This is a genomic window from Saccharopolyspora sp. 6M (assembly GCF_020176775.1).
GTDB classification, from domain to species: domain Bacteria; phylum Actinomycetota; class Actinomycetes; order Mycobacteriales; family Pseudonocardiaceae; genus Saccharopolyspora_C; species Saccharopolyspora_C gregorii.
On sequence record NZ_JAIUJZ010000097.1, the window covers coordinates 1 to 25,929 of the forward strand.

General features: G+C 72.1%; 23 protein-coding genes. 9 read left to right on the top strand and 14 right to left on the bottom strand.

The annotated features are described in order from the left end of the window. Positions 1-114 precede the first annotated feature (114 nt). From LCD31_RS14790 to LCD31_RS14810, 5 genes are read right to left on the bottom strand one after another with little or no spacing between them, the layout of a single operon-like run. Positions 115-1,095, bottom strand: a complete 981-nt coding sequence (locus LCD31_RS14790; protein WP_224958790.1) for a glycine betaine ABC transporter substrate-binding protein — start codon at positions 1,093-1,095, stop codon at positions 115-117. Positions 1,096-1,109: 14 nt separating this feature from the next. Then, complete coding sequence (locus LCD31_RS14795; RefSeq protein ID WP_224958791.1) at positions 1,110-1,877, bottom strand: ABC transporter permease; 768 nt, start codon at positions 1,875-1,877, stop codon at positions 1,110-1,112. Continuing rightward, positions 1,874-3,085 carry an ABC transporter ATP-binding protein gene (locus LCD31_RS14800; protein ID WP_224958792.1) on the bottom strand — a complete coding sequence of 404 codons (1,212 nt, stop codon included), beginning with the start codon at positions 3,083-3,085 and terminating at the stop codon, positions 1,874-1,876. The genes LCD31_RS14795 and LCD31_RS14800 overlap by 4 nt, the downstream gene beginning before the upstream one ends. Further along, complete coding sequence (locus LCD31_RS14805) at positions 3,078-3,725, bottom strand: ABC transporter permease (RefSeq protein WP_224958793.1); 648 nt, start codon at positions 3,723-3,725, stop codon at positions 3,078-3,080. The genes LCD31_RS14800 and LCD31_RS14805 overlap by 8 nt, the downstream gene beginning before the upstream one ends. Next, positions 3,722-5,398 carry a BCCT family transporter gene (locus tag LCD31_RS14810; protein WP_308011284.1) on the bottom strand — a complete coding sequence of 559 codons (1,677 nt, stop codon included), beginning with the start codon at positions 5,396-5,398 and terminating at the stop codon, positions 3,722-3,724. The genes LCD31_RS14805 and LCD31_RS14810 overlap by 4 nt, the downstream gene beginning before the upstream one ends. A gap of 948 nt (positions 5,399-6,346) precedes the next feature. Here LCD31_RS14810 and LCD31_RS14815 point away from each other — a divergent pair. After that, entirely contained in the window at positions 6,347-7,096 is a 750-nt protein-coding gene (locus LCD31_RS14815; RefSeq protein ID WP_224958796.1) for a YcnI family protein, read from the top strand. Next, positions 7,093-7,614, top strand: a complete 522-nt coding sequence (locus LCD31_RS14820; RefSeq protein ID WP_224958798.1) for a copper resistance CopC family protein — start codon at positions 7,093-7,095, stop codon at positions 7,612-7,614. Before LCD31_RS14815 ends, LCD31_RS14820 begins: the two co-directional genes overlap by 4 nt. A 203-nt stretch (positions 7,615-7,817) precedes the next feature. On the opposite strand, the gene LCD31_RS14825 is transcribed toward LCD31_RS14820, so the two are convergent. From LCD31_RS14825 to LCD31_RS14835, 3 genes are all read right to left on the bottom strand, one after another. Next, positions 7,818-8,123: a hypothetical protein gene (locus LCD31_RS14825; protein WP_224958800.1), complete on the bottom strand. Its 306-nt coding sequence runs from the start codon at positions 8,121-8,123 to the stop codon at positions 7,818-7,820. Positions 8,124-8,254: 131 nt separating this feature from the next. Beyond that, on the bottom strand, positions 8,255-9,163 hold the full coding sequence (locus LCD31_RS14830) for a phosphotransferase enzyme family protein (protein WP_224958802.1): 909 nt from the start codon (positions 9,161-9,163) through the stop codon (positions 8,255-8,257). A gap of 100 nt (positions 9,164-9,263) precedes the next feature. Next, entirely contained in the window at positions 9,264-10,634 is a 1,371-nt protein-coding gene (locus LCD31_RS14835) for a helix-turn-helix transcriptional regulator (RefSeq protein ID WP_224958804.1), read from the bottom strand. 230 nt (positions 10,635-10,864) lie between these two features. Here LCD31_RS14835 and LCD31_RS14840 point away from each other — a divergent pair, with 230 nt between their 5' ends. Together LCD31_RS14840 and LCD31_RS14845 are read left to right on the top strand one after the other, a co-directional pair. Continuing rightward, positions 10,865-11,140 (top strand): hypothetical protein, encoded by a 276-nt coding sequence (locus tag LCD31_RS14840; RefSeq protein ID WP_224958806.1) that lies wholly within the window; start codon positions 10,865-10,867, stop codon positions 11,138-11,140. Between the two features lie 13 nt (positions 11,141-11,153). After that, positions 11,154-11,492 carry a hypothetical protein gene (locus LCD31_RS14845; RefSeq protein WP_184483943.1) on the top strand — a complete coding sequence of 113 codons (339 nt, stop codon included), beginning with the start codon at positions 11,154-11,156 and terminating at the stop codon, positions 11,490-11,492. Positions 11,493-11,961: 469 nt separating this feature from the next. Here LCD31_RS14845 and LCD31_RS14850 read toward each other — a convergent pair whose 3' ends face one another. Continuing rightward, positions 11,962-15,120: an L-tyrosine/L-tryptophan isonitrile synthase family protein gene (locus LCD31_RS14850; protein WP_224958808.1), complete on the bottom strand. Its 3,159-nt coding sequence runs from the start codon at positions 15,118-15,120 to the stop codon at positions 11,962-11,964. Positions 15,121-15,824: 704 nt separating this feature from the next. Here LCD31_RS14850 and LCD31_RS14855 point away from each other — a divergent pair. After that, a complete protein-coding gene (locus LCD31_RS14855) occupies positions 15,825-16,472 on the top strand; it encodes a TetR family transcriptional regulator (RefSeq protein ID WP_224958810.1) in 648 nt (215 codons plus the stop codon). Here LCD31_RS14855 and LCD31_RS14860 read toward each other — a convergent pair. Beyond that, positions 16,442-17,665: an amino acid deaminase/aldolase gene (locus LCD31_RS14860; RefSeq protein WP_224958812.1), complete on the bottom strand. Its 1,224-nt coding sequence runs from the start codon at positions 17,663-17,665 to the stop codon at positions 16,442-16,444. The genes LCD31_RS14855 and LCD31_RS14860 overlap by 31 nt on opposite strands. Before the next feature lie 120 nt (positions 17,666-17,785). On the opposite strand from LCD31_RS14860, the gene LCD31_RS14865 reads away from it, so the two are divergent. Further along, on the top strand, positions 17,786-19,090 hold the full coding sequence (locus LCD31_RS14865; protein ID WP_224958813.1) for a D-arabinono-1,4-lactone oxidase: 1,305 nt from the start codon (positions 17,786-17,788) through the stop codon (positions 19,088-19,090). Between the two features lie 71 nt (positions 19,091-19,161). On the opposite strand, the gene LCD31_RS14870 is transcribed toward LCD31_RS14865, so the two are convergent. The 3 genes from LCD31_RS14870 to LCD31_RS14880 form a co-directional block, all read right to left on the bottom strand. Further along, positions 19,162-19,818, bottom strand: a complete 657-nt coding sequence (locus LCD31_RS14870; protein WP_224958814.1) for an SDR family oxidoreductase — start codon at positions 19,816-19,818, stop codon at positions 19,162-19,164. A 51-nt stretch (positions 19,819-19,869) separates the two neighbouring features. Continuing rightward, positions 19,870-20,499: a hypothetical protein gene (locus LCD31_RS14875; protein ID WP_224958841.1), complete on the bottom strand. Its 630-nt coding sequence runs from the start codon at positions 20,497-20,499 to the stop codon at positions 19,870-19,872. Between the two features lie 256 nt (positions 20,500-20,755). Further along, positions 20,756-21,538, bottom strand: coding sequence for an IclR family transcriptional regulator (locus LCD31_RS14880; protein ID WP_224958815.1), 783 nt, complete (start codon positions 21,536-21,538; stop codon positions 20,756-20,758). Between the two features lie 288 nt (positions 21,539-21,826). Between LCD31_RS14880 and LCD31_RS14885 the strand changes: the two genes are divergently transcribed. Both LCD31_RS14885 and LCD31_RS14890 read left to right on the top strand, forming a co-directional pair. Further along, complete coding sequence (locus LCD31_RS14885; protein WP_224958816.1) at positions 21,827-22,060, top strand: hypothetical protein; 234 nt, start codon at positions 21,827-21,829, stop codon at positions 22,058-22,060. Between the two features lie 341 nt (positions 22,061-22,401). Beyond that, on the top strand, positions 22,402-23,550 hold the full coding sequence (locus LCD31_RS14890; RefSeq protein ID WP_224958817.1) for a YqcI/YcgG family protein: 1,149 nt from the start codon (positions 22,402-22,404) through the stop codon (positions 23,548-23,550). Positions 23,551-23,592: 42 nt separating this feature from the next. On the opposite strand, the gene LCD31_RS14895 is transcribed toward LCD31_RS14890, so the two are convergent. After that, positions 23,593-24,891: an APC family permease gene (locus LCD31_RS14895; RefSeq protein WP_224958818.1), complete on the bottom strand. Its 1,299-nt coding sequence runs from the start codon at positions 24,889-24,891 to the stop codon at positions 23,593-23,595. Between the two features lie 124 nt (positions 24,892-25,015). Between LCD31_RS14895 and LCD31_RS14900 the strand changes: the two genes are divergently transcribed. Beyond that, positions 25,016-25,909 (top strand): LysR family transcriptional regulator, encoded by an 894-nt coding sequence (locus tag LCD31_RS14900; protein WP_224958819.1) that lies wholly within the window; start codon positions 25,016-25,018, stop codon positions 25,907-25,909. Positions 25,910-25,929 lie beyond the last annotated feature (20 nt).

The following is a 25,929-nucleotide window of genomic DNA, read 5'->3' on the forward strand; positions in this document are numbered from 1 at the left end:
CCCCCCCCCGCCCCCCGCGGGCGGGGGGGGGGGGCCCGGCCCCCCCCCCCCCCCCGCCGCGCGCCCCCCCCCCCCCCCCCCCCCCCCCCCCCCGCCCGCGTCGGAGGCGGGTCGTCAGAGCGTGACGAACCCCTGCCGCACCATCCAGTCGCGGGCGACGTCGGCCGGGTCCCGGCCGTCCACGTCGACCCCGGCGTTGAGGTCCAGCAGCTCCTGGTTGTTCAACCGGTCCGAGATCGGCTGGAACACGTCCTCCAGCTGCGGGTACTTCTCCAGCATGTCGACCCGCACCGTGACGGCCAGGTTGTAGCGCGGGAAGAACTTCTTGTCGTCCTCCAGCACCTTCAGGTCCAGCGCCTGGATCCGGCCGTCGGTGGTGAACACCTCACCGAAGTTGCAGGCCTTGCCGGTCGCCGTGGCCGTGTAGATGGTGCCGGTGTTCAGCGTCTCCACCCGGCCCGGATCGACCGCGAACCCGTAGGTCTCCGCGACGCCCGGCATGCCGTCGTTGCGGCTGGCGAACTCGCTCTCCAGGCAGAACGACAGCTCGTCCGGCTTCTCCTGGCCGAGCCGCTTGAGGTCGGACAGCGTGTGCACGCCGAGCCGGTCCGCGTTCTCCCGGTTCAGCGCGAGCGCGTAGGTGTTGTCCGAGTTCAGCGACGGCGCGAACCAGGTGACCCCGTTCTGCTCGATGTCGAGCTTGCGCACCGCCTCGTACTGGGCGATCGCGTCCGGGATCGGGTCGGTCTTGCCGTTGTAGCTGATCCAGGACGAGCCGGTGTACTCCCACACCACGTCGATCTGCTTGCTGACCAGCGCGTTGCGGGCGCTCGCGGAACCGGTGATGTTGCTCAGGTCCCGCACGTCCGCACCGGCGGCCACCAGCGCGAATTCGGCGATGTAGGCCAGCACGATCTGCTCGGTGAAGTCCTTGGAGCCGACGGTGAGCGGGACGCCTTCCAGCTCCGGGACCGGCTTGATCGAGCCGGGCCGGACGCTCAGCGGCACCGACGAGCCCGAGCTGAGCCCGCAGCCGGTGAGCGCCGCGCCCGCCGCGGCGGCCGAGAACAGCTTCAGCGCGCCTCGGCGGGACATCGGTGTTCCACGCATCATCGGAGCCCCCTCGGTGACAGGTACCGCTCGGCGAGCCCGCCGAGCCAGTCGACCAGCAGGGCCAGCGCCATGGCCAGCACCGCGCCGACGGAGAGCACCGTCCAGTTGCTCAGCTTGTACCCGGTGTCGATCAGCTCGCCGAGCCCGCCCGCGCCGACGAACCAGGCCAGCGTGGCGGTCCCGACCGCCAGCACCAGCGCGGTCCGCAGCCCGGCCAGGATGAACGGCACGGCCAGCGGCAGTTCGATGCGGACGAGCACCGAGAACCCGGACATGCCGATACCGCGCCCCGCGTCGATCAGCGACGGGTCGACCTGCTGGAGGCCGACCAGGGTGTTGCGCAGCACCGGCAGCAGGGCGTACACGGCGATCGGCAGCGTCGCGATCCAGAACCCGGTGGTTCCGTTGGTGAGCAGGAAGAACAGCACCAGCAGACCGACCGACGGCGCCGCCTGGCCCATGTTCGCCAGACCGATGATCAGCGGGCTCACCCGCCGCGCCCACGACCGGCTGAGCAGCATGCCCAGCGGCACCGCGACCAGCACCACGATCAACGCGACCGCCACGCTCATCAGCAGGTGCTGCCAGGTGAGCGTGAGCAGCGTGGAGGCGGTGATGTTCCGACTGGTGACGACGTTGTCCCGGTGGGTGAACGCCACGCCGACGACGACCACGACCAGCAGCAGCGCCACGAGCGGCTGCGCGAACAGGCGCAGCCGTTCCGCGGTGCGGGACCCGGAGTCGGCGGCGTAGGAACCGCTCATGACCGGTCCCCGGCGTCGGCGGGCTGATCGGCGTGGTCGTCGGCGTGCTCCTCGCGGAGGTCCTTGATCGTCGTCATCACGGTGTCGATGTCGACGACGCCGACGTACTCCCCGCGCGACCCGGTGACCACGGCGACGCCGTCGTCGTCGGTGAGGATGGCCTCCAGCGCGTCCTGCAGCGTGGAGGCGGGCGAGACGCTGTCCTCCACGGCGCGGCCGGCCCGCTCCAGCGAGGAGACGGCACCGGCTTCGCGGGCGGTGGCCCAGCGCAGCGGCCGCTTGCGGCGGTCCAGCACGAGGCCGATGGCGCCGCGCCGGGTGCCGAGGCGTTCCTGCAGCGCGCTGGGCTGCTCGTCGATCCCGGCGGTCGGCACCTGGCCGAGTTCGATCTCCCGCACCCGGCGCAGCGTGAGCTGCTTGAGCGCGGCACCGGCGCCGACGAAGCCCGCGACGGTGTCGTCGGCCGGGTTCGCCAGGATCGCCTCGGGCGTGTCGTACTGCAGGATCTTCGACCGCTCGCCGAGCACCGCGATGCGGTCGCCGAGCTTGACGGCCTCGTCGAAGTCGTGGGTGACGAACACGATCGTCTTGCCCAGGTCGGCCTGCAGCCGCATCAGCTCGTCCTGCAGCACGCCGCGGGTGATCGGGTCCACCGCGCCGAACGGCTCGTCCATCAGCAGCACCGGCGGGTCGGCCGCCAGCGCCCGGGCCACGCCCACGCGCTGCTGCTGCCCGCCGGAGAGCTGCCGCGGGTAGCGGCCGCGGTACTCGGCGGGGTCCAGGCCGACCAGGTCGAGCATCTCGTCGACCCGCTCCACGGTCCGCTGCTTGGTCCAGCCGACCAGGCCGGGCACCATGCCCACGTTCTCGCCCACCGTCATGTGGGGGAACAGCCCGGCCTGCTGGATCGAGTAGCCGATCTCGCGGCGCAGCTTGTCCGGGTCCAGGCCGAGCACGTCCTGGCCGCCGATGGTGATCCGGCCCGAGGTGGGCTCGATCAACCGGTTGATCATGCGCATGGTGGTGGTCTTGCCGCTGCCCGAGGGGCCCACGAACACGACGGTCTCACCGGCGGGGATCGTCATGGTGACCGATTCGACCGCGGACAGCTTCTGGCCCGGGTACCGCTTGGAGACCTCCTCCAGGCGGATTTCGACGCCGTGACCGCCGGCGCGGTCGTCGGTGTCGGGCTTGTTGTTCTCAGCCACGAATACCTCTCGAAGTCGTCAGGCGTCCGAGCAGCACGAACACCGCGTCCAGCAGCAGCGCCAGCACGATCACGCCGAGCGTGCCCGCGAGCGCCATGTTCAACGCGTTCGCGCTGCCGAGGCCGGACAGGCCGCTGAAGATCAGGTTGCCGAGGCCGGGCCCCTTCGCGTACGCGGCGATGGCGGCGATGCCCATCAGCATCTGGGTGCTCACCCGCATGCCGGCGAGGATCCCGGGCCAGGCGAGCGCCAGTTCGATCCTGGTCAGCACCCGGAACCGGTTCATGCCGATGCCGCGCGCGGCATCCAGGATCGGCTGGTCGACTGTAGACAGCCCGACGATGGTGTTGCGGACGATCGGCAGCAGCGCGTACAGCACCAAGGTCACCACCGACGGCGCGACGCCCAGCCCCAGCACGGGGATGAGCAGGCCGAACAGGGCGAACGAGGGGATGGTCAGCACTGCGCTGGACAGGGCGGTGGCCACCGCGGCCCCGGCGGGGCTGCGGTACACCGCAACCCCGACCAGGACGCCGACGATGGTCGCCAGCACGATGCACTGCACCACCATGCTGGCGTGCTGGTAGGAGTCCACCAGCAGTTGCTGCCACCTGGAAGCGACGTAATCCAGGAAACTCACGTGGTGGCCGCCCCCGGTTTCGCCGCCGACTCGCCCGAGCCGCCCTCGGCGCCGTCCTCCTCGGTCTCCGCAGGAGTCGTGACGAGCTGGAACTCGCCGTCGTGCTCCTCGGTACCGGCGATGACGGCCTGCTCCAGGACCTCGGCGCCCTTCTCGTCCCGCAGCGTCATCTCATCGCTGCGCAGGTCCTTGGTGAGCGCCACGCACAGCAGCACCATGACGATCGCGAACGGCAGCGCACCCATGAACGTCAGGTTCTGGATGCCCGAGAGCGCGTCGTCCTCGCCACCGCCGATCACCAGCATGATCGCGGCGACCGCACCGGTCGCGGCACCCCAGAAGATGACCACCCAGCGGCTCGGCTCGATGGAGCCGCGCTGCGAGAGGGTGCCCATGACCACCGAGGCGGCGTCGGCACCGGACACGAAGAAGATCGCGACCAGGATCATCACCAGCACCGAGGTGACCAGCGGCAGCGGCAGGTGCTCCAGCACCGTGAAGGTCTGCGCCTCGGCGCCGCCGTTGACGATGGCCGGGTCGGCCTTGCCGGTGTCGATCGCGGCACCGCCGAAGATCGCGAACCAGATGAGGCTCACCACGCTGGGCACCAGCAGCACGCCGCCGATGAACTGGCGGATCGTGCGGCCGCGGCTGATCCGGGCGATGAACATGCCGACGAAGGGCGTCCAGGAGATCCACCACGCCCAGTAGAAGACCGTCCAGCTGGACAGCCACGAGTGCATCTCGTCGCCACCGGTCGCACCGGCGCGGGAGGCCATCTCGCCGAAGTCGCTGATGTACGCGCCCAGCGAGGTCGGCAGCAGGTTCAGGATCAGCACGGTCGGGCCGGCCACGAACACGAAGATCGCCAGCACCGCCGCGAGCACCATGTTGATGTTCGACAGCCACTGGATGCCCTTGGAGACGCCGGACACCGCGGAGGCGATGAAGCAGATCGTCAGCACGACGATGATCAGCACCAGCAGCACGGTGCTGGTCTGCCCGATCCAGCCCGCGGCCTGCATGCCCGACTGGATCTGCAGCGTGCCCAGGCCCAGCGAGGCGGCCGAGCCGAACAGCGTGGCGAACAGCGCCAGGATGTCGATCAGCTTGCCGATCGGGCCCTCGGCGTTGCGCTTGCCGATCAGCGGCATGAACACCGCGCTGATCAGCTGCTTGCGACCGCGGCGGAAGCTGCTGTACGCGATCGCCAGCCCGACCACCGCGTAGATCGCCCACGGGTGCAGGGTCCAGTGGAACAGCGAGGTCGCCATCGCGGTGCCCACCGCCGCATCGGTACCGCCTTCGACGGTGCCGGGGGGCGGGGTCATGAAGTGCGTCAGCGGTTCGCTGACGCCGTAGAACATCAGGCCGATGCCCATGCCGGCGCTGAACATCATGGCGATCCAGGAGATCGTCCTGAACTCCGGCTTCTCACCGTCAGCACCCAGCGGGATGCGCCCGTACCGGCTGAACGCCAGGAACAGGGCGAAGATGACGAAGCCCGTGGCGGCGAGGACGAAGCCCCAGCCGGTGTTGGTGACCAGCCACTCCAGCGCGCTCTCGGCGAAGCCGCTCAGCGACTCGGTGCCCACCGACCCCCACGCCACCAGGATGAACATGATGGCGGCGGTGACTCCGAAGACGGTCCAGTCCGTCCTCGGCTTGCCGATGAACTCGGGTGACCCCGATGGTTCCGTTGCGTGGCCCGACGAGCCACCCTCTCGTAGATCTGCTTCAGTCGACACAGGTTCCGGCGCCCGAACTCGCGACGCCCCCTCCTCTCCGTACCTCACGTCACGACGGCCGGAACACTATTCACCTGTCACTGTCTGCTCGTGCAGGAAGAATTCCCGACCGTCCGCAACCCATAAACCGTGACCCATTCGGCGGATCAAGGCAAGCTCACTTGCGCTCAGCGTGGCCGAACCGACATCTAGGCTGGACATCCGTGGCGACCCGTTCCATCCCTGCGCGTGGCGCTGCTCGTGCGCTGCGCGGGCTGGTACTGACGGCCACCTCGGCGTCACTATCAGTAGCCGCACATGCAGCCGCGGGTGGTTCCACACCCGATCTCGGAACCACCATTTTGATCACCGCCTTGTTGTCCGGAGCCGGGTTGGCGCTCGCCGACCGCAGGCGAGGGTTGTGGAGCATTGTAGGGGCAGTCGGTGTCGGGCAGGTGTCACTTCACTTGTTCCTGCAGCTAGCGGCCTCGCACTCGGACTCGGCACCCCTGCGCGGACTGCCACTGGACCCCGTTACGATGACCCTGGGTCACGTCCTCGCGGGGCTCCTGGTAGCCGTCCTGCTGCACCGGGCCGAGGATGCACTCTTTGTAATCGTTTCAACCTTAAGGCTGACGCTTCCGCGGAAGATGCCAGCGCCGTTACCGCCTGTAACGACCAGATTCGCGATCTGCCTCCCGGCGGAGCCGCTCCTCCTGATCGAACAACTGATCCGGCAGCGGATCCACGCTCTGCGCGGACCGCCGGAACCGCCGAACGGCGGACCGGGATGACACCGAACGGCACCCGGATCGTTGCCCATTCGTATCCCCGATCGATTCGCAATTCTTGAATTGATGTGCGAAACCGCACAGATCAGGAGTCCAGATCTCCATGTCCACAACTCGATCTCTGTTCCGCACGACCGGCGTCACCGCCGCGATCGCATTCACCGCGATCGCCGGGGCGGGCACCGCCGCCGCGCACGTCAGCGCGACCCCCGAGCAGGCGGAGCAGGGCGGCCACGCCAAGATCGCGTTCCGGGTCCCGAACGAGCGGCCCGACGCGAGCACCGTGCGGGTGCACGTCGCGCTCCCCCTCGACCACCCGCTGAGCTCGGTGCGCACCAAGCCGCTGCCCGGCTGGACCGCCGAGGTGCGGAAGGTGCGGCTGGACCGGCCCGTCGACGTGGCGGGCGCCCAGGTCACCGAAGCGGTCTCCGGCATCACCTGGACCGCGCGCCCCGGCACCGCCATCGCGCCCGACCAGTTCCAGGAGTTCGAAGCCACCCTCGGCACCTTCCCCACCGACACCGACCGGCTGCTGCTGCCCACCGAGCAGACCTACGACAGCGGCGAGGTCGTGCGCTGGGACCAGCCGCCTGCCGCGGACGGCTCCGAGCCCGAGCACCCGGCACCGGCGCTGGCCCTGGTCGAAGGGGACGGCTCGGGCCACGGGCACGGCTCGGCGCCGGACGGCACCGGGCACGACGGCCACGAGGACGCGGCGGAGGCCGAACCGGCCGGAGCGGACGACACCGCGCGGGTGCTCGGCGGTGCCGGGCTCGCCGTCGGCGCGCTCGGGCTCGGACTCGGCGCCGGTGCGCTGCTGGCCGCCCGCCGCAAGAACGGGGGCCGGGCATGAGGCGACTGCTCGCGATCACCGCGCTGACCTTCGCGGCGCTGCTCGGCGCGGCGGGCCCCGCGTTCGCGCACAACACCCTCGTCGGCAGCGACCCCGCGGAAGGCGCGCAGCTGAGCTCCGGCCCCGCCGAGGTGCGGCTCACCTTCGACCAGCCGGTGCGCTCCGGCGAGGGCTACAACACGATCACCGTCGTCGGCCCGGACGGCAGCTTCTGGACCGACGGGCAGGTCCGCGTCGAAGGCACCGAGGTCGTCGCGCCGGTGCGCCCGCTCGGGCCGGCCGGCGAGTACACGATCGGCTACCGGGTGCTGTCCAACGACGGCCACCCGGTCAGCGGCAAGCGCGGCTTCACCCTGACCGAGGCGGGCACCGGCACCCCGGCGCCGCCGCCGGACGCCGACCGGGCCGAGCCCGACTCGGGCGGCGGGATGCCGATCTGGCCGTGGATCGCGGGGGCCGTGGTGCTCGTCGCGCTCGGCCTGGTGCTGGCGCTGCGGCTGGGCAGGTCGGGCGAGTAGCCGACCGGGCGGGCCGCTCCGGAAGGGGCGCCCCGCTCCCGCTCGGGAAGGTGCCACGTTCGGCGGTGCAGCGGCCGCCGAGCCGAACTAGAGTCGGACGATGCCGCGGAGCGCGCCCCCAGGAACGCCCGCGGCACTTCAGCCCGGCCGAACTCCGGGCTCGTTTTCCGCTGGGTGGAAAAGATCGGTTCGTCGCCGAACGGTCATTCGTGCTCGGTGAGCTGCTGCGCCCCGGACGAGGAGAGCGACTCCAACCGGCCCAGCGCACCCCGGCCGCGGCGTTCCAGCTCGCGCCGGCTGATCCAGCCGTAGGAGTAGTGCCGGTAGGCCTGGCTCAGCTGCACGAGCTCCGCGAGGTGGTCCACGGCGCGCTGCCGCGCTTCCCCGCTGAGCCCCGGCACCAGCCGGACCTCGCTGTTCACCACGTCGTCGAGCACCCGCGCCGAGTCCAGCGCCTTGCGCCCGCGCCAAGTGAGCTTGCGCCGCATCCGCGCGACGTTCCTGGTCATCACGTCCATCCGGGCCCCCCGTGCCGCAGACACTCACACATACGTATTACTTCAGACCTCGCTCGTCACCAAGAATCACCGACACGGCCCCCGCTCGTCGATGAACTTCGCCCGATCGTACGCATCAACCGCTACCTGTAGGGCTCCCACTGAGCCGCTGCGTCACCCTCCCGCATCGAGCGCAACCGGCTCCGCAGCTGGTCGCGCACCCCGGGGTTGCTGCGCAGGATCGGCAGCACGCTCACGGTGATCTTGAGCTCGCGCAGGTCCCGCAGCACCGGGAACCCGGACCACGCGGTGACGTCGAAGCCGTAGACCTCCGCCAGCCGGTGGTACCGCTCCGCGGGCGCGCCCAGCCGGAGCATGCCCACCGCCATCGGCGTCAGGTCCCACTCCGGCTGCCCCACGCACAACGAGTCCAGGTCGCACAGCAGCGGCCCTTCGGGCCCCGCGATCAGGTTGCCCAGGTGCGCGTCGCCGTGCACCACCGACGGCGGCAGCGGGAAGTCCAGCTCCGCCAGCCGCGCCTCCACGTCGTCGCAGCGCTGCTCCAGGAAGGCCCGGTCCGCCGCGTCCAGCTCCTCGGCGTCGGCCAGCCTCCGGCGCACGTCCGGCATCGGCTGCCAGCGCGGCAAGGTCGAGGGCTGCGGCAGGTCGTGCACCTGCCGCAGCAACCGGCCCAGGTCGGCGCCGTCCGGGGCGGGTCCCACCTCCGGGACCGCCTGCCACAACGTCGCCAGGTGCCCGCCGGTGCGCACCGGCTGCGGCACCCCCGGCAGCAACCGCACGGCGGGAACCCCGTGCTCGGCGAGCAACCGGCCGGCCTCCACCACGTTCACCGCGCGGTAGGCGAAGGACGGCGCGAGCACGATCCGGACGATCACCGGGTGCTCGCGCAGCAGGAAGACGCCGTTGTTGACGAACCGCACCAGCCGAGCGCCCCGCGGGTCGAGCCCCGCGGCCGCGCACACCTCCGCCAGTGCCAAAGCCAGTTTCGGCCGCGTGTAGCGGCCCTCCGCCGAGCGGGTCCCCGACGTCATCGGGGGCCAGCCCGGTCGTGCCGCTGCACCGCGCCCGGGAAACCGGCGCTGACCTGATCGCGCGAGGACCGCGCGCCGAACCGCCTGCCGCGCACCGGTCTCACGCCTCGCGGAAGCGGCGGATCTCTTCGGACAGGTCGCGGGCGTCGGAGTTCATCCGGTGCCGCCCGGCTTCCAGCTCCAGCGGCTTGAGCCGGTCGGCGACGCGGGCCGACTTGACCTTCTCGCCGATCTGCAGCGCCGACCGCCCGACCTTGATGCCCTCCTGGAGGTCACCGGCCCGGATGTGGTTGGTGGCCTGCAGGCTCAGCCCGAAGACGTGGGTCCGCTGCATGTCGGCGCCGTACGCCTCGTTGCACTTGATCGTCTCCGCGACGGCGAGCGGCGCGTAGCGGTCCGGATCGAACACGGCCAGCGCGTCGTGCGCCGAGCCGATCATCCCGTGCAGGTCGTTCTCGTTGAAGAACCGCACCCAGTCCGGGGCCTCGGCCACGTTCGCCCTGGCGAACTCGTCCTTGGTCCGGCCGACCATCTTCTGCACCTGGTCGGGCTTGTTGAGCATCCCGTAGGCCCAGGCCTCGTTCGCGCACAGCACCGCGACCGTCAGCGAGGAACCGGATTCCTGCGCGGCGATCTGGCCGAGCTGGAACAGCTTCAGCGCCTCGTTCGGTTCCTGGTAGTGCAGGTAGACGCGCCCCATCCGGTACAGCACGCTCGCCACGAGGCTGTCGTCCTCGGCCTGCTTGGCGAACTCCAGCGCCTTGCCGAAGTGGCCGCGCGCCGGGTCCAGCAGACCCGTGTCGAAGGAGGTCCAGCCCGCCAGGCTGTGCATGTCCGCCAGCGACACGTAGAGCTTGCGCTTGACCTGGTCGGACGCGTTGGCGTCGAGCAACTGCTGGGCCCAGGAGAGCTGGGCGACCACGGCGTCGCGGCAGGTGCCGCCGCCGTAGCGGTAGTCCAGGTCGCGCAACGCCTTGGTGGCCGCCTGGATCTGCTGCACGTCGGTCATGCCGATGCGCATCGGAGCAGGCGTCTGCACATTGCTCGGCACCCAGGTGCTCTCCTCCGTCCCGAAGACCGCGGCACCCATGGTCACCGCGGCCGCGTGGGACAGGAACTTCCGACGCTTCACCGACTCGTCCTCCTCAGCCTGGGGGCCGCTGTTCGACTTCGCGACCCTCATTGCCGTCGCCCCGTCGTAGGCGAGGCCCATGTACCCCCTCGGTATCCCGAGGCCGTCGGCGATTCGGGCCAGCACGTCATAAGCCATGACCTGGCGGCCCTTCAGGATCTCCGAGACCTCGGACTGCGACTGGCCCGTCGATGCCGCGATCTGGCGCTGCGAAACCCCGATCCGGCGCAGTTGCCGGTAGATCTCGCTGACGTTCCGCGCCGCCAACGCGTCCCGCATCTCACGGCCGTCCCAGACGTCTCGTGTAACGGGCGAGCCGTTCGAACCGATGGTGTTCATTTAGACCCCCTCACACTCTGCACGGGCGTCGGTCGCAGAGTAAGGGCACTTCGACGAGCCGGTGAAGTGCGTATCGGCAGAGGTGATCGGTGGGGGTGAAGTCCACCGACCGTTCGTCGTCGCCGTTGAGCCGGTCATCGCCTACCGGCTACCGCCCGCGTTCGACGCATTCCAATCTAGTCATCGGTAGCAACCGAGCACGGAGAGGAACCCGAACGGCAGTGGACGGGATGACGGAGTCCGACCCCCGGGGCGGCGTGGAGGTCACCGCGAACGCGGCGGTGCCCGAACAGGCCGGTTCCGCGGCGGGATCCCCCGACCGCCGTCGTTGGTGGCGGGTGCTGTGTCGCGACGTGGGGCACATCCGCCGCTACCTCACCGTGCTGGTCAACCGGGACAGGGTGGTTCTCGTCGGACCGCCCGGCCGCACCGTGGTGCTGTCGACCGATGGAGTCGGCGAGTTGAGCAGCGCACTACGGCGGGCCGCTGAGCAGGCGAGAAAGTGACGGTGAGGTTGCGGTGGACGAGATCTTGGGTCAGGTGCTGCGCAACGCGGTGTGGGAGCGGCTCGACGTGCTGAGCGAGCTGGCGAACCGCGCGGACGCCCCGTCCCTGCTGTCCGTGGCGCGTTCCGAACTCCCCCGGCTCACCGAGGGATGGCGGACGCTGCTGGCCGCGCACGACACCGACGACAAGGGCAACTGCATCGAGTGCTCTTCCCGATGGCGACCCCGCAGCGCACCGTGCTCGGTGTGGCGCTCGGCCTACGAGCACCTGGTCGCGGGAGCCCTCGCACCCCGTCCCGCACGGCACCAGCGACCGGCGCACGAGCTGCGCCCGGCGGCGCCGGTGCCGTAGACCGGCGGTCGCTCGGTCCCCCGGTCAGCACCACTCCCTCCCCGAACCGGACGGATCGAGCCACCGCCCCGGTGGCCGGCGAACCATCGCCGTGCACCCCCGACCACTGCAGTGGTCGTCGGCCACCACACAACTTCCAATTCCACAGTGGACGTGCTGGCGGCGCCCCGAAGGTCTCCTGATCCCCGAAGGCGTCCGGGCTCCCCCGAAGAGCTCCGATCCCCGCCCCGCTCCGAGTTCCCCCGAAGGACTCCGCGAGCTCAGGAGATCCGCCGCCGCACGAGTCTTCCGCGGGCCGGTGCTGCAGCACTCCCCTCCCCCGACCGGTACCGGTCCGCGGATTCCAACGACTCCGGTTCCCCTTTCCCCGAAGGGGCGCCGGGGTGGACGAGGGGTCCCGGTGCTCGTTTCCCCGGACGAGCGCCGGGACCTTTCTTGTCTTCAGACCCCGTCCGTCAGGTCCGGCCCGTCATTTGCGGCGCAGCCGAGCCGTGGCGGCGAACTCGGGGTCGAGGCGCATCCCGCCGCCCGCGCCGAGCCGGGTGTGCTCCGCGGGCACCGCGAACCACGGTTGCCGCGGCCCGAGCAGCGGCGTGTACACCGGCACGAATCCCCTGTCCTGCAACGAGACCGCGAAGTCGGCACCGATCCGGCCGCGCCGGTCCAGCGCGCCGGTGCCCTGCCACGGCAGCAGCCCGGACCCGCCGAGGTAGGTGAACCCGCAGCGGCCGGGCCGCGCGGCGCTGACGGTGAGCCGCACCCGGTTCGGGAACAGCAGCTCCTCGTAGCCGAGTTCCTCATCGACCCGCATCGTCGCCAGGTAGCGCACGACGGTGTGCCAGGCACGGCGCAGCACCTCCACCCGCGACTGCCGCAGCAGCGGCGGCACCGCGCCCCCGTCCAGGTCGTAGACGTTCGCGTAGACCGCGCGCGCCCAGTTCGCCCGGTCGACGCCCTCCGGCACCGACAGCGGGACGGAGAACACCACCGACATCAGCATTTCGCGGAACATCAGGACCGAGGCGGCGACCTCCTCCGGGACGCCGTCCGCGCGCCGGTCCACCTGGTCGAGGGTGCGCAGCGGGTCCTCGGAGATGTCCAGCCCGCGCAGCGCGTCCGCCAGCAGCCGCCGGTGCCGCGCGGTGCGCTCGGCCCGCTCGGCGGGCAGGTCCACGTCGAGCCGCCGGGCCGCGACCGCGTCCACCTCCTCGATGGTGGCCGCCTCCCCCAGCCCGGCGAGGTCGGCGTACTCGCGCAGGATCGCGCTGTAGGTGCCGGTGATCGACAGCGGCCGCGGCCGGAAGTGCCTGCCATCGGTGAGGATGCGGAACCGCAACCCCGGCGGGTGCACCGCGCTCGCCGCGCGCTGCATCTCGCGCAACCGCGCCAGCCCGCCGAACTCGGCGAGGTCGGGCAGCGGCCCGCTCGCCTTCAGCCCGTTCAGGCACTGCTTGATGGGGAAGCCCAGCAGCACCACGTCGATCGGTTCGCCCGCGCGCAGGAACGGTTCGACGTCGCGGCGCAGGTGCTCCACCTGGTAGTTGGACCGCGCCCCCTTGAGGAACTGCTTGCGGCCCAGCACGTGGTGCAGCGCGTGCACCACCCGTTCCCGGTGCTCCGGTTCGGGCGCGGGTTCGTCGAGCCGGAACCGGTCGCGGGCGGCGCGGGCCACCCGGTCTGCGGCGCGGTCGGCGTCGGCGAGGACGTGCCCGGCGAGCTCCAGCGCGGCGTCCCGGCCCAGGTGCACCGCCCAGCGCTGCGCCGAGCGGTTCGACCGCAGCGCGCCGATCTGCAGCTCCTCCAAGGAATGCGTGTGCGAGAGCAGGCCCGGGCCGGATCCGCCCGCGCGCGGCCGGGGTTCCACTTCGAAGGTGGCGATCGCCGGGGCGCCGTCCGGCAGCGGCCGTCCCGGGACGCGTTCGTGCACGAGCCCGGGCACTTCCACCGCGACGGCGAGCGCGCCGGGGAACTCCGCGACCAGCGCGGTGCGGTTGTCCCGCAGGTCGTCGAAGACGGCGACCACGTCGAGCTCGCCGAGCCCGCGCAGCCGCGCCACCTTCAGCTCCGGGATCGGCCGGGTGCGTTCGTCGGGCATGCACAGCAGCGGCGCGTCCGGCACGCCCGCGTCCCGCAGCACGGCCGCGGTGTGCTCGCGGACCCGTTCGCGGCGGCCGGTGCAGAACACGACCTGCCCGCCTGCGTCCCGGACGTCCCAGGTGAAGCGGGCCAACCCGGCGTTGACCTCGTCGGTGCGCAGCCGCTGCCAGGGCCGGGCGAAGGCGCGGAAGAACTCGGCGTGCACCGCTCGCCAGTCCACCGCCGGGTACTTCTCGGCCAGCCCGGTGCGGTCGAGGAAGGTGGGCCAGGTCGATTCGACGTAGGTCGGCAGCACCGGCAGCGCGTCCGGGTCGGCGAGCTCGGGGATGCCGTGCGGCGCGCCGGGCCGGGGCCCGGACACGGCGCGGGTGGCTTCGACGGTGCGCCGCAGCGGGACGATGCCGCACAGGTCGAGGTCGATGACCACGGTGGGGCGCGGGCGCTCCGGTTCCCAGCGGCGGCGCCGGGTCCGGTCCTGCACGGTGTCGAGCACCTGGCGCAGCACCTCGTGCTGGTCCGGGTCGACCGAGTGCGCGTGGGCGCGCAGGTCGGTGCGGGCCAGCAGCCGCGCGGTCCGCCGGTCGAGGTGCCGCAGCTCCTGGTCGAGCACCCGGTCGATGCCGGCGCGCACCGATTCGCCGCGCGGCAGCGGGTAGCCGATGCGGCGGAAGCCGTCGGCGAGTTCGGCGAGCACCGCGAGCAGCGCCCGCGCGGCGGAACGCACCGCCTGCTCGTCGGGTTCGGCGACGGCGGCGGAGGTGACGACGCGCCCGGTGGCCTCCAGCTCGGTGGACAGCTCGAAGGCGAGCGGGGCGGAGTCCGCGCCGTCCGCCGCGAACAGCGCGGTGCGCCGGTGCTCCAGCGCGTGCCGGAAGGCCCGCAGCGGTGGGCGGACGAAGTGCTCCAGGAAGAACCCGAGCTCGTGCTCCCGGTGCCCGAAGCGGTTGTCGATGACCAGCCGCAGCAGCCCGGGCGCCCCGTCGGGTCCCGGCGCCAGCAGCGCGTCCGGCCGCACCGCGACGGTGCCGCCGGGGTGCTGCGGATGCGGCGGAGACGGCAGCGCACCACCGCGCGGGCCGGTCTCCGCGCCACGGCGCGCGGGTCCGGGGACGACGGTGGCGCAGTGCATCCGCAGCACCGGGTCCTCGCGCACCGCGCGCGGCAGCGGATCATCGTCGGGGCCGGTGCGCGGCGGGAGCGCCGCACCGAGGGTGCCGGTGAGCGCCCGCAGCCAGTCGGGGTCGTGGTGCCGCCGCCTGCGGCGCAACCGGACCAGCAGCCGGTACAGCTCGGCCCAGGTCGGTTCGGGACCGAGCGGCAGACCGTCGCCCGCGCCGTCGCCGACGAGCCGGAACTCCCCGCCGTGCCGGCGCAGGCGCAGCCGGTACCCGCCGTCGTGCAACATCCGGTCGGCTTCCGGCACCGGCAGCGGCGACCACAGGTCCTGGGCCGGCCGGTCCGTCCACATCGGGACCAGTGCGGCCGGGAGCGCTGCGGTGCTCGGCCGGGAGACCGGCGTGTGCGCGGTCACCGGGCGAGCTGGCGCGGTGCCGGCGCGGGGAACGCGCGCGGGCCGGGCGGAGCGGGGTGGTGGTGCGCCGCCGGAATTCTGCTGGGGGCGATCCGGTCCTGGCCGGCGGTGCGCCCCGGCGCGAAGTCGCGGGGAGTGCGGATGCGGGGAGAACCAGGCGCGACGCCGCAGTAGCTCACGATCACCTTTCCATCACAGCTCGGGGAGGTCGACTCACGCTAGATAGTGACAATGCGCGTCGGCAACGTGACCGAATGCATACGCCCGTACCGTAACCCCGACCCGATAGCAGTGACCTGGAACACTATGAGGGTGATCTGGATCCGCAAGGCACCCCTTCCGCCGAGCGGGACGCCCCCGCCCAGCGGCACCCCTTCGGTGGACACCGGCCCCGGCATGTCCACTGCCTGCGCGGACGGAGCGCGCGGCACACTGGGTCCCGATCGACCGAGCGCTGCGCACCGTCGTCCCGCACCACCCCCGATCCGGAACGACGAGCACCGGCGCTCCGGCCGGGGGCGCGGTTCCGCCCGCGCGCGAACCGGCTCCGAGGATGGTGATCTCGTCGATTGAGATGATCTCGGACGCAAGGACCTGGGATGATCTCGCGGCGGGACCGCAACGGGGAGTACGCCGACCGTCCACCGCGCACCCCGCCGGACGCCCCTCCCACGACGGTCCGCACGAGTGATCAAGGAGACGCCTTGTCCGCCGAAGTCGCACCGCTGCGGCGCAAACCCGTCCAGCAGCGCAGCACCCAGCGCGTGGAGAAGATGCTGGAGTCCTGCGCCCAGCTCATCGACGAGCTCGGTTACGAAGGGGTGACCACCACCCTGATCGCCGAACGCGCCGGCGTCGCCGTCGGCTCGCTGTACCAGTTCTTCCCGGACAAGCGGGCGGTCGTGCAGGAGCTCACCCGGCGCAACCTGAACCGCTTCGTGGAGGCGATCGGCGAGCGCTTCGCCACCGCCGAGCTCGCGAACTGGTGGGACGCGGTGGACACGGTGATCGACGTGTACATCACCATGCACCGCGACGTGCCCGCGTTCAGCAGGCTGCACTTCGGCGACGTGGTGGACCTGCGGCTGCTCGACGAGAGCAAGGACAACAACGCGGTGATCGCCGACAAGCTCGTCGCGCTGCTCGGCGAGCGGTTCCCGCTGGACGGCGAGCAGCTGCTGCTGCCGCTGTCGGTGGCCGTGGAAGCGGCCGACGCGGTGCTGAACCTGGCGTTCCGCCGCGACCCGGCGGGCGATCCGCAGCTCGTCGCCGAGACCAAGGAACTGGTGCGCGGCTACCTGTCGAACCGGATGCCCGACGATCAGCCGAACGACATGCCCTCGCCCCGGTAGGTGGGCACGGCGCCGACCAGCTGGTTCCCCTCCACCAGGTGGTACTGGGCGAACCGCTCGGCGAGCTCGCCCGCCTTCGCGTGCCGCAGCCACACCCGGTCGCCGATCCGCAGCCGCCGCGCCGCCGCCCCGGACACCGGGGTCTGCACCTCCCCGGCCCCTTCGGCCGCGGTCAGCTTCAACCCGCGCGGCAGGTGCACGCTCGGCGCCCGGCTCGGCCCGGTGGGGCCGGAGGCGATGTAGCCGCCGGTGAACAACGTGGCGAACGACCGGCTCGGCCTGCGCACCACCGGCAGCGCGTAGAGCACGGCGGGACGCGGCCGGAACGCCCGGTAGGCGTCGAACAGGGTCGGCCCGATGAGCCCGGAACCGGCGGCGATCTCGGTGACGCTGCGCTCGGCGCCGGTCGTCTCGATGCTGCCGGTGCCGCCGCCGTTGACGAACTCCAGCGGCGCCACCGCGCGCACCCGGGCGACCGCATCGGCGCGGCGTTCGGCGAGTTCGGCGGCGGACCGGCGCTGCATCCAGCGCAGCGCGGACGCGAGCAGCGGTTTCCCGGGCGGGGCGTCGCCGAGCCCGGCGATCTGCCCTTCGTAGGCCATGATCCCGACCAGCCGGAACCCGTCGCGCCGCACGATCCGCTCGGCGAACCGGCGGGCCCGGGCCGGGGTGTGCACCGGCGACCGGCGGGGGCCGACGTGCGCGATCCCGCCGGGAATCGGGTGCCAGGCGGCGTCGAGTTCGAGACAGACGCGCAGCGGTTCGCGGTGCGGCCCGACGACGTGGTCCACGTGGTCGAGGTGCTCCTCCGAGTCGACCAGGAGGGTGATCGCCGCGGCGGCGGCCGGGTCGGCGGCGAGCGCCCGCAGCGCAGCGCGGTCGGCGGTCGGGTACGCGACGAGGATGTCGTCGGAGGCGCCTTCCCGGTGCAGCCAGAGCGCTTCGGCCAGGCTGTAGGCCATCAGCCCTTCGAACCCGGGGGTGCCGAGGACCCGGCCGAGCAGGTCCCGGCAGCGCACGGACTTGGACGCGACCCGGATCGGGGTGCCGGCGGCGCGGCGGCGCAGGTCCGCGGCGTTGTGCCGGAACGCGTCGAGGTCGACGACGGCGAACGGCGGGTCGAGGTCGCGGGTAGCCCGGTCGAGCCTGGCGCGGTCGGCTTCCGGGTCGGGCTGCGGTGAGGTGTGGGCCACTCCGCCACGGTAGGCGGCCGGGGGTTGTTATGTGAATCTCATTCACTTAATTTCTTCGGCACCGCCGCCGCACCGGCCTCGAGCAGCAGCACCGCCCGGGCCACCAGGAGGTCTGCCGCAATGCCTCGACCAGGTTGGACGAACTGGGCCCGCACCGTCAGCCGCGCACCCGGCGGCACCGCCCGGCCCCGCGACGTCGCCGAAGCCGCCGTCCTGCTGCGCACCGCCGCCCGCGGCGGCCGCACCGTGCGCCCCCTCGGCAGCGGGCACTCGTTCACCGGCGTCGGCGCCCCCGACGACGGCGCGCTCGCCCTGGACCTCGCGCACTGGAGCGGCATCGAGCGCGTCGACCCACCGCACGTGACGGTCCGCGCGGGCACGCCGCTGCACCGGCTCAACCACGAGCTCGGCGAGCTCGGGCTCGCACTGCCCAACCTGGGCGACATCGACCGGCAGACCGTGGCGGGCGCGATCTCCACCGGCACGCACGGCACCGGATCGGCGCTCGGCGGGCTCGCCACCCAGGTCACCGGGCTGGAGCTGCTGCTCGCCGACGGGCGGACGGTGCGCTGCTCGGCGACCGAGCACCCCGACCTGTTCGCCGCCGCCCGGATCGGCCTCGGCGCGCTCGGCGTCCTCACCAGCGTCACGCTGCGCTGCGTCCCCGCGTTCCACCTGGTCGCCGACGAACGGCCGGAACCGCTGGACGAGGTGCTGGAGCGCTTCGAGCCGCTCGCCGCGGACAACGACCACTTCGAGTTCTACTGGTTCCCGCACAGCAGCCGGACGCTGGTCAAGCGCAACAACCGGCTGCCGGCCGGGGCCGCACCGCGGCCGCTGGGCAGGCTCCGCGACTTCGTCGAGTACGAAGTGGTGGAGAACCGGGCGTTCGGCGCGCTCTGCCACCTCGGCCGGTTGCAGCCCCGGCTGGTGCGCCCGCTCAACCGGTTCTGCGCGGCGACCTGGTCCGCCCGGCACTACAGCGACCACGCGCACCGGGTGTTCGTGACGAAGCGGCGGGTGCGGTTCCTGGAGTCGGAGTACGCGGTACCGCGTGCCGCGCTGCCCGACGTCCTCGGCGAACTGCGGGCCGCGGCCGCCCGGCTCGCCGAACCGGTGATGTTCCCGGTCGAAGTGCGGGTCGCCGCGGCCGACGACATCTGGCTGTCCACGGCGCACCGGCGGCCGAGCGCCTACATCGCGGTGCACCAGTTCACCGGCATGCCGCACCGCGAGTGGTTCGAGGCGTTCTGGTCGATCGCGGACGCGGCGGGCGGGCGCCCGCACTGGGGGAAGATGCACCGGCTCACCGCCGACGACCTGCGGGAGCGCTACCCGCGCTTCGACGACTTCCGGGCGTTGCGGGCCGAGCTGGATCCGGGCGGGCTGTTCCGCAACCGGTACCTGGACCGGGTGCTGGGCTGAACGGGCTCCCCGCGATCTCCCGGCACGCGTCGGCGGGCGACGACCGGCGGAGATCGCGGGAAGCCGCCCGGTCAGGCGACGGCGGCGCGCACCGCGTCGACGACCGGCACGTCCCCGTTGATCAGCGTGAGGACGCGGCCGGTCGACTTCGGCTCGTCCAGCAGGGCCACCAGCACGGCGGCCACGTCCGCGCGGGTGATGTCGTCCCGGCGGGTCCGCTCCGCGAGCTCGACCCGGCCGGTCGGCGCGTCGTCGGTGAGCGAGCCCGGACGCAGGATCGTCCAGTCCAGGTCGCGCGCCCGCAGGTCCTGCTCGGCGGCGAGCTTCGCGTCCAGGTAGGCGCTGAACACCTCGCCCACGTCCGCGGGCTTCGGCTGGTCCACGTTGATCGCGCTCACCTGCAGGAAGCGCCGCACGCCCGCTTGCTGCGCGGCCTCGGCCAGCAGCACCGAACCGGCGCGGTCCACGGTGTCCTTGCGCTCGATGCCGCTGCCCGGCCCGGCTCCCGCGGCGAACACGACCCCGTCCGCACCGGTCAGCTGCGCGGCGAGGGTGGCCGCGTCGGTGGACTCCAGGTCGAGCACCACCGGTTCCGCCCCGTCGGCGCGCAGGTCGTCGGCGTGCGCCGGGTCGCGGATCAACCCGACCGCCGTGTCACCCCGCTCGGCGAGCAGCCGCCCGAAGTGGCGGGCGATCTTCCCATGTCCTCCGGCTACCACGATTCGCATGCCCCCACCCTAGGTCCGGGCGCGCGGCCACCGCGCGCTCCGGACCGGGCGTCAGCTGCGGGACGGAGCCGGGGCCTCCGCGGCGAGCAGCTGCTGGTAGACGACCTCGTTGACCCAACGGGACACGGCGGTGTGCTCGATCGGCGGGGCGTCCGCGAAGGAGCGGCCCGGCAGTTCGACCTGCACGTCGTCGGCCTCCGCGCTGAGCACGGCCACGCCGAACTGCCGCGCCCGGATCAGGCAGGTGGACATGAAGTCCTGCGCCAGCGTCACGCTCTTCGGCACGATGATCGCGGTGCTGGTGAACCGGGCGAACGGCACGGCCGCGGTGAGCGCGGTGCGCCAGTGCCTCGCCGGCGCGAGCATCCCGACCAGGTGCGCGCTCGGCGGCGGCACCCGGCCGTCCATCTCCGGCCACACCCAGGTCGCTATCTCCGCGCGGTCCAGCACCGGCTCGCTGCCGAAGCACAGCCGTTCGGCGTGCGCGTCGGGGACGAGCTCGGCGACCGGCACCACGTGCCTGCCGAGCATCTTCACCGGCGGCAGCACCGTGCCCGACCAGGCGAGGGCGTCGGCCGCCAGCGAGGTCAGCCTGCCGATGGAGGCCGGTAAATCGAGCGGAGATCGTGCGTGGGTAGAGCTGATCCGGACCTCGTTGTCGACCGTGGCACGTCCCGGCATTCCGGTCACGGCTCCCCGCCTCCCTCGATGCACTGGCTGCAACAAAAAGTGCTCACTCGCCCGGCACTCGTTCTTCCCAGGCAGTTCGACTAAAACAGGTCGAGGGCGATTCCTCTGCGCTGACGCGGTGCTCCTGCGACCGGCGGCGGCGAGCGGTCGGTGACCGGTCGGTGAGCGGTTCAGCGACTTCAGTCCGGCGGTGCGGCCAATCAGGTGACGCTCGGAAGGGGATGATTCCGCGATCCGCGAACGCGGCTCAACCAGCGTCGGAACGGGCCGGATCGTGCTCGGCCAGTCGTTTCCCGATCGCCTCCGCCGCGGGGAGCAACGGCTTGACCAGCTTGGAATGTTCGGTCCGGACACTGCGTGCGACCAAGCCGAGCGCGGCGACGACCGCGCCCCCGCCGCCCCGCACCGGAACCGCCACCGAGCAATTACCGAGCGTCATCTCCTCCGACGTTCGCGCGAACCCCCGACTGCGCACGGCCTGCAGCTCCCGCGCCAGCCTGCCGGGCTCGGTGATCGTGTAGGGCGTGTGCCTGGTCAACCCGCCCTCGCAGTACTCCTGCACCACCCGCGCGGGCGCGTGCGCGAGCAGCACCCGGCCCACGCCGGTCGGGTGCAGCGGCAGCCGGCCGCCGGCGCGCGAGATGATCGGGACGGAACGGGGCGCGGCCAGCTTCTCCACGTAGAGGGCCTCCCACCGGTCGCGCACCGCCAGGTGGACGTTCTCCCCGGTCAGCTCGCACAGCTCCTGCATCAGCGGCAGCGCCGCCGCTCGCAGCGCGGTGTGCACCGGGGCCAGCAGGCCGATCTCCCACAGCCGCAGCCCGATCTCATAGCACCCGTCCGCGGCGCGCTGCACCGCGCCCCAGGACTCCAGCTCGCCGACGAGCCGGTGCGCCGTGGCCAGCGGGATCCCGGCACGACGGGCGATCGCGGTCAGCGTGAGCCTGGTGTGCTCGATGTCGAACGCGGTGAGCACGCTCAACGCGCGCCCCGTCACCGAACGCCCCGCGTCCCGGCTGTTGCCCGCCATCCCGTCCTCCCGGCCGGCTCCTCGTCACGCTTCCAGCCCAGCACAGTCCCGCTCGGCAGCCAAGGGCCGTTCGCCGAGCCCGGTGGCCGGGCGGCCGAAGAGGTCGAACGCCGGCCTCGGACGTGCGGTCACCGCTCCCCCGCGGCCGGGCGGCGGACGCGTCCGCTCCCCGCCGCCCCGGGCGGGTGCGGTCACCAACCGAGACCGGTCGGTTCACTCCACCGATATCTACTGATCGCACACCATCGCGGTTAGCGTTCACCGGACCGCCAGGCTCGGGGAGGCGCGATGCGGGAAACGGTGTACTGGCTGGTCGGGCCGGGTGCGAAGGTGCGGCACGCGGTGGAGTTCGCACCGGGCGCGTTCCCCGGTGGCCAGCTGCTGCCCACCGTCTGCAACCGCTGGATCAAGGTGCCCTTCGCCGGCCGGGACGCGGCCGTGGACGCGATCACCGCGCGCTGCCCCGATTGCACCGACACCGTCCGCCCGCACCAGCCCTGCGAAGTCACCTGGAACGCCTGAGCACCTGCACCGGACCCGGTCCGGGAAGCGCTCCGATCGGCGGGCAGGGCTTGATCACTTCGTCAGGGCCTGATCACTCCGGCAGAGCCTGATCACTCCGGCAGGGCTTGATCACTCCCGCAGGGCGTGATTACTCCGTCAGGGCCTGATGTCGACCGCGTCCTTGCCCGCAGTACCGAATCGGTGAATGCTGGTCGGCAGCGGAATCCACTGGGGGCAGTCGATTCCAGCCGTCGATCGAATCCGACGAAGCCGAATCGGAACGATGCGAATCGGAATCCGATTCCTCTTACCACTGAGCGACGCAGCCACCGAGCGACGCAGCCACCCTGGGGGAACATGTGTCCACTGGAACGACCGATGACGCCCACGAACAGCTCGACACCGCACTCCTGATCCCCGGCAGCACCCCGGACGAGGACTGGGAAAAACGCGCTCTCGCGGAATTCGAGCAGCGAATGCTGGATGCCGAAGAACCGTTCCCGTGCATCTTCGGCGTGGACGCGGTGCGCCGCGGCACGCTGCGCTACGCGTTCGTGCGCCGCGGGCGGCACCGCGCCTCGGACCTGGTGGCCGCACTGCGCGAGTACGCGGACGGCTGCGCCGGACTGGGACGCCGCACCTCGCTGGTCACCTTCTTCGAGCACGATGCCGAGATCCGCGGCCTCCCCGCGCACTGGGCGGAGTTCTGGCGACTGCTCCGCACCGTCCGCGACGCCGACGAACAGCCCTGGCCCGCCGGTATCGACCAGGACACCGAGAGCCCCACGTGGGAATTCTCCTGCTTCGGGAAATCGTTCTTCGTGGTCGCGAACACCCCGGCGCACGAATTGCGGAGAAGTCGACACCTCGGCCACTTCGCGATCACCTTCCAGCCGCGCTTCGTGTTCGACGGGCTGTCCGCGGACACGACCGCGGGGAGGAATGCGCGGAGCATCATCCGGGAGCGGCTCGACAGGTACGACCGAGTCGCACCGCATTCCGGGCTCGGTGATTTCGGGGAGCCGGGAAACCGGGAGTGGATCCAGTACTTCCTGCCCGATACCGACCGAGGAATCCCAGCGGAGCAGCGGTGCCCGCTGTCCGCGCGAACGGAAGGAACCACCATGACCGGTCCGGCGATCATCGACTCCGAGGCGCTCCCGTTGCCCGGTGAGCTGGAATCACTGCTGCCCGACCAAGGTGCCGTCGAGCTCCAGCACGACGGGCCGGGGAAGACCTTCAGCTGGCACGAGCACAGCGTCGACGAGCGGTTGTACGTGATCCGGGGCGAGCTCACCCTGTTCTGGCACGACCCCGCGACCGGCTACCACGAGCGGCGCTGCTCACCCGGCGCGGTGATCGCGCTGCCCGCGGGAACCGTGCACGGGTCGACCGCAGGTCCCGGCGGCGCCTACTACGTGATCCGCCCGATGGGCCCGAACCCGGAAACCCGGTTCCTCCCCGAGCAGGACTGGCCGCACCCGCTGCCCGGTGAGGAGGGCAGCTGACGCAGCCGGCCGCCCGGTGCGCCCCGCCTGCGGCCGGGCCGGTCACGTCCATCGGCCGCGGACCAGTCCCACGCCCGCACCCGCGGCGAACAGCGCCATCGGGTAGCCGATGGTGATCAGGTCGAACCCGACCAGCGCCACGACGAGCAGGCACACCGCGAGGACGATCCCGAACGCCCTGGCGGCCGCACCGTCCGCGACCTTCCCGTACACCGCCGCGCACAACACGTAGAGCAGGAAGAAGTTCTGCCCCGCGACCTCGAACATGCCGGTGACCGTGATCAGGCCGGTGGCCGAGCACAGCACCACCAGCAGGAACAGGCCGACCGTGGCGAGGACCGCCCGCCGCGGCACTCCGCCGACCCGGCTCACCGCCGCCAGCGAGCGGGGCAGCAACCCCTCGTCCGCGCTCGAGTAGACGAGCCGGGAAGCGCCCCACACCGCGCCGACCAAGTTGGCGGCGAGGATCAGCACCCCCAGCACGGAGACCAGCGTGGCCGCGGTCGGGGAGAACGCCGTCTCCACCAGTTCGGCCAGGGGTGCGGTCTCGACCCGCGGCGAGGAGGGGTCCAGCACCGCCTGCACACCGGCCGCGAGCAGCAAGTACACCCCGATCACGATCAGGAAGCTCAGCGCCACCACGCGCGGGAAGTCCCGGCGCGGATCGCGGTACTCACCCGTGGTGAACGCGATCATCTCCCAGCCGGTGAAGCCGAAGAAGACGATGCCGACCACGGTGAAGGCGTGTCCCCAGCCCTCCGGCCCGAAGTCCGGCGGGCTGAACTGCGCGCCCGGCGCGAACAGCCCCAGCGCGCCTACCGCCAGCAACGCGGCGGTCAGGACTGCTGCCAGCACGGTCTGCACCCGCGCGGACAGCGCCGTGCCCGCCGTGAGCATCGCCGCGACCGGCAGGAGCAGCACCACCGCCCCGATCCACGCCTGCGACGCCGGCCAGTTCAGCGCCGCCGCCAGGTACCCGCCACCGCTGAGCGCGATCGCCGGGATCCCGAGGCCGAAGGTGCCGATCAGCACGACCTCCACGCCCGCCGCGCTGATCCGGCCGAAGCCGGCCCCGGCGAAGCCGGCGATGCCGCCCGCGGACGGGAACCCCGCCCCCAGCCTGGCGAACACGAAGATCAGCGGGAGGGTGATCACCGCCGCGAGCACCCAGCCCAGCAGTGCGTCGTTCCCGGCCTCGCGCAACGCCGCACCGGGCAGCACCAGCGCGCCGCCACCGATCACCGTGGTGACCGCGAGGGCCGTGGCGGGGACCACCGTGAGGTGGCGGCGCAGCCCGGCCGGCGGGCTTTCGGTGGAGTTCGCACCTGTCGTGTCGCGCACTGTGAGGAACCTCGCTTCCACCCGGATCCGATCGACTCCAGCTTGCTGGCGACGGACAGATGAGAAAAGCGAATTGTTCTAAGCTCGACCAAGTAGCACTTCTCATCTATTCGTGAGGGCCTGCGTGAACCTCGAACGCCTGCGGCTGCTGCACGCGGTCGCCACCGAAGGATCGGTCGCCAGGGCCGCCGCCACGCTCGTCGTCACCCCGTCGGCCGCGTCGCAGCAGCTGGCGAAGCTCGAGAAGGAGACCGGTCAGCGGCTGCTGGCGCGGGACGGGCGCGGGGTGCGCCTCACCGACGCCGGTCACCGGCTGGTGGACCACGCCAAGCGGATCCTCGCCCTGGTCGAAGAAGCCAGGGCTGATCTCGAAGAACACCGCGGCCGGGTTTACGGCACGCTCGCCGTGGCCTCCTTCGCCACCGCCGCCAGGGGCCTGCTCCCCGAAGTCATGGCCCGGATGGCGGCACGCCACCCCGAGCTGTGCGTCGAACTGCGCGAGCAGGACCCGGGCGAGTCGATCCCGGCGGTGGCCCGCGGTGCCGTCGACGTCGCCCTGGTGCAGGACTGGGCGACGGAGCCGCTGGTCGTGCCGGACGGCTTGGCGACGACCGCGCTGTTCGACGACCAGGTGGACGTGGCGCTGCCCGCCGAGCATCCTTCGGCCGGGCGCGAGCAGATCGATCTCGACGAGGTCGCGGGCCAGCGGTGGATCAGCTGGCCGTCCGGTTCGATCTGCCACGCCTGGCTGCTGCACACGCTGCGCAGCCGGGGCGTCGAACCGCTGATCGCGCACACCGTGGCGGAGCACTCCACGCAACTGGCGCTGGTCGCCGCCGGCCAGGGCATCGGGATCATCCCCCGTCTCGGCCGCGGCCGGCTGCCCGGCGGAGTGCGGGTGGTGCCCGTGCGCCCGGCGCTGTCCCGGCGGGTCCACGTGGTGTGGCGCACCGGCGCGGGCCGGCGTCCCGCGATCCGGGCCGTGCTGGACGTGCTCACCACCACTCCCCCGGGCTGAACGGCGTCCGGAACGACGAA

Excerpts from the sequence above, each read along its gene's own strand:
- LCD31_RS14790 (WP_224958790.1), bottom strand. The coding sequence starts at position 1,095 with ATGTCCCGCCGAGGCGCGCTGAAGCTGTTCTCGGCCGCCGCGGCGGGC.
- LCD31_RS14795 (WP_224958791.1), bottom strand. The coding sequence starts at position 1,877 with ATGAGCGGTTCCTACGCCGCCGACTCCGGGTCCCGCACCGCGGAACGG.
- LCD31_RS14815 (WP_224958796.1), top strand. The coding sequence starts at position 6,347 with ATGTCCACAACTCGATCTCTGTTCCGCACGACCGGCGTCACCGCCGCG.
- LCD31_RS14820 (WP_224958798.1), top strand. The coding sequence starts at position 7,093 with ATGAGGCGACTGCTCGCGATCACCGCGCTGACCTTCGCGGCGCTGCTC.
- LCD31_RS14825 (WP_224958800.1), bottom strand. The coding sequence starts at position 8,123 with ATGACCAGGAACGTCGCGCGGATGCGGCGCAAGCTCACTTGGCGCGGG.
- LCD31_RS14830 (WP_224958802.1), bottom strand. The coding sequence starts at position 9,163 with ATGACGTCGGGGACCCGCTCGGCGGAGGGCCGCTACACGCGGCCGAAA.
- LCD31_RS14835 (WP_224958804.1), bottom strand. The coding sequence starts at position 10,634 with ATGAACACCATCGGTTCGAACGGCTCGCCCGTTACACGAGACGTCTGG.
- LCD31_RS14840 (WP_224958806.1), top strand. The coding sequence starts at position 10,865 with ATGACGGAGTCCGACCCCCGGGGCGGCGTGGAGGTCACCGCGAACGCG.
- LCD31_RS14865 (WP_224958813.1), top strand. The coding sequence starts at position 17,786 with ATGCCTCGACCAGGTTGGACGAACTGGGCCCGCACCGTCAGCCGCGCA.
- LCD31_RS14870 (WP_224958814.1), bottom strand. The coding sequence starts at position 19,818 with ATGCGAATCGTGGTAGCCGGAGGACATGGGAAGATCGCCCGCCACTTC.
- LCD31_RS14875 (WP_224958841.1), bottom strand. The coding sequence starts at position 20,499 with ATGCCGGGACGTGCCACGGTCGACAACGAGGTCCGGATCAGCTCTACC.
- LCD31_RS14880 (WP_224958815.1), bottom strand. The coding sequence starts at position 21,538 with ATGGCGGGCAACAGCCGGGACGCGGGGCGTTCGGTGACGGGGCGCGCG.
- LCD31_RS14885 (WP_224958816.1), top strand. The coding sequence starts at position 21,827 with ATGCGGGAAACGGTGTACTGGCTGGTCGGGCCGGGTGCGAAGGTGCGG.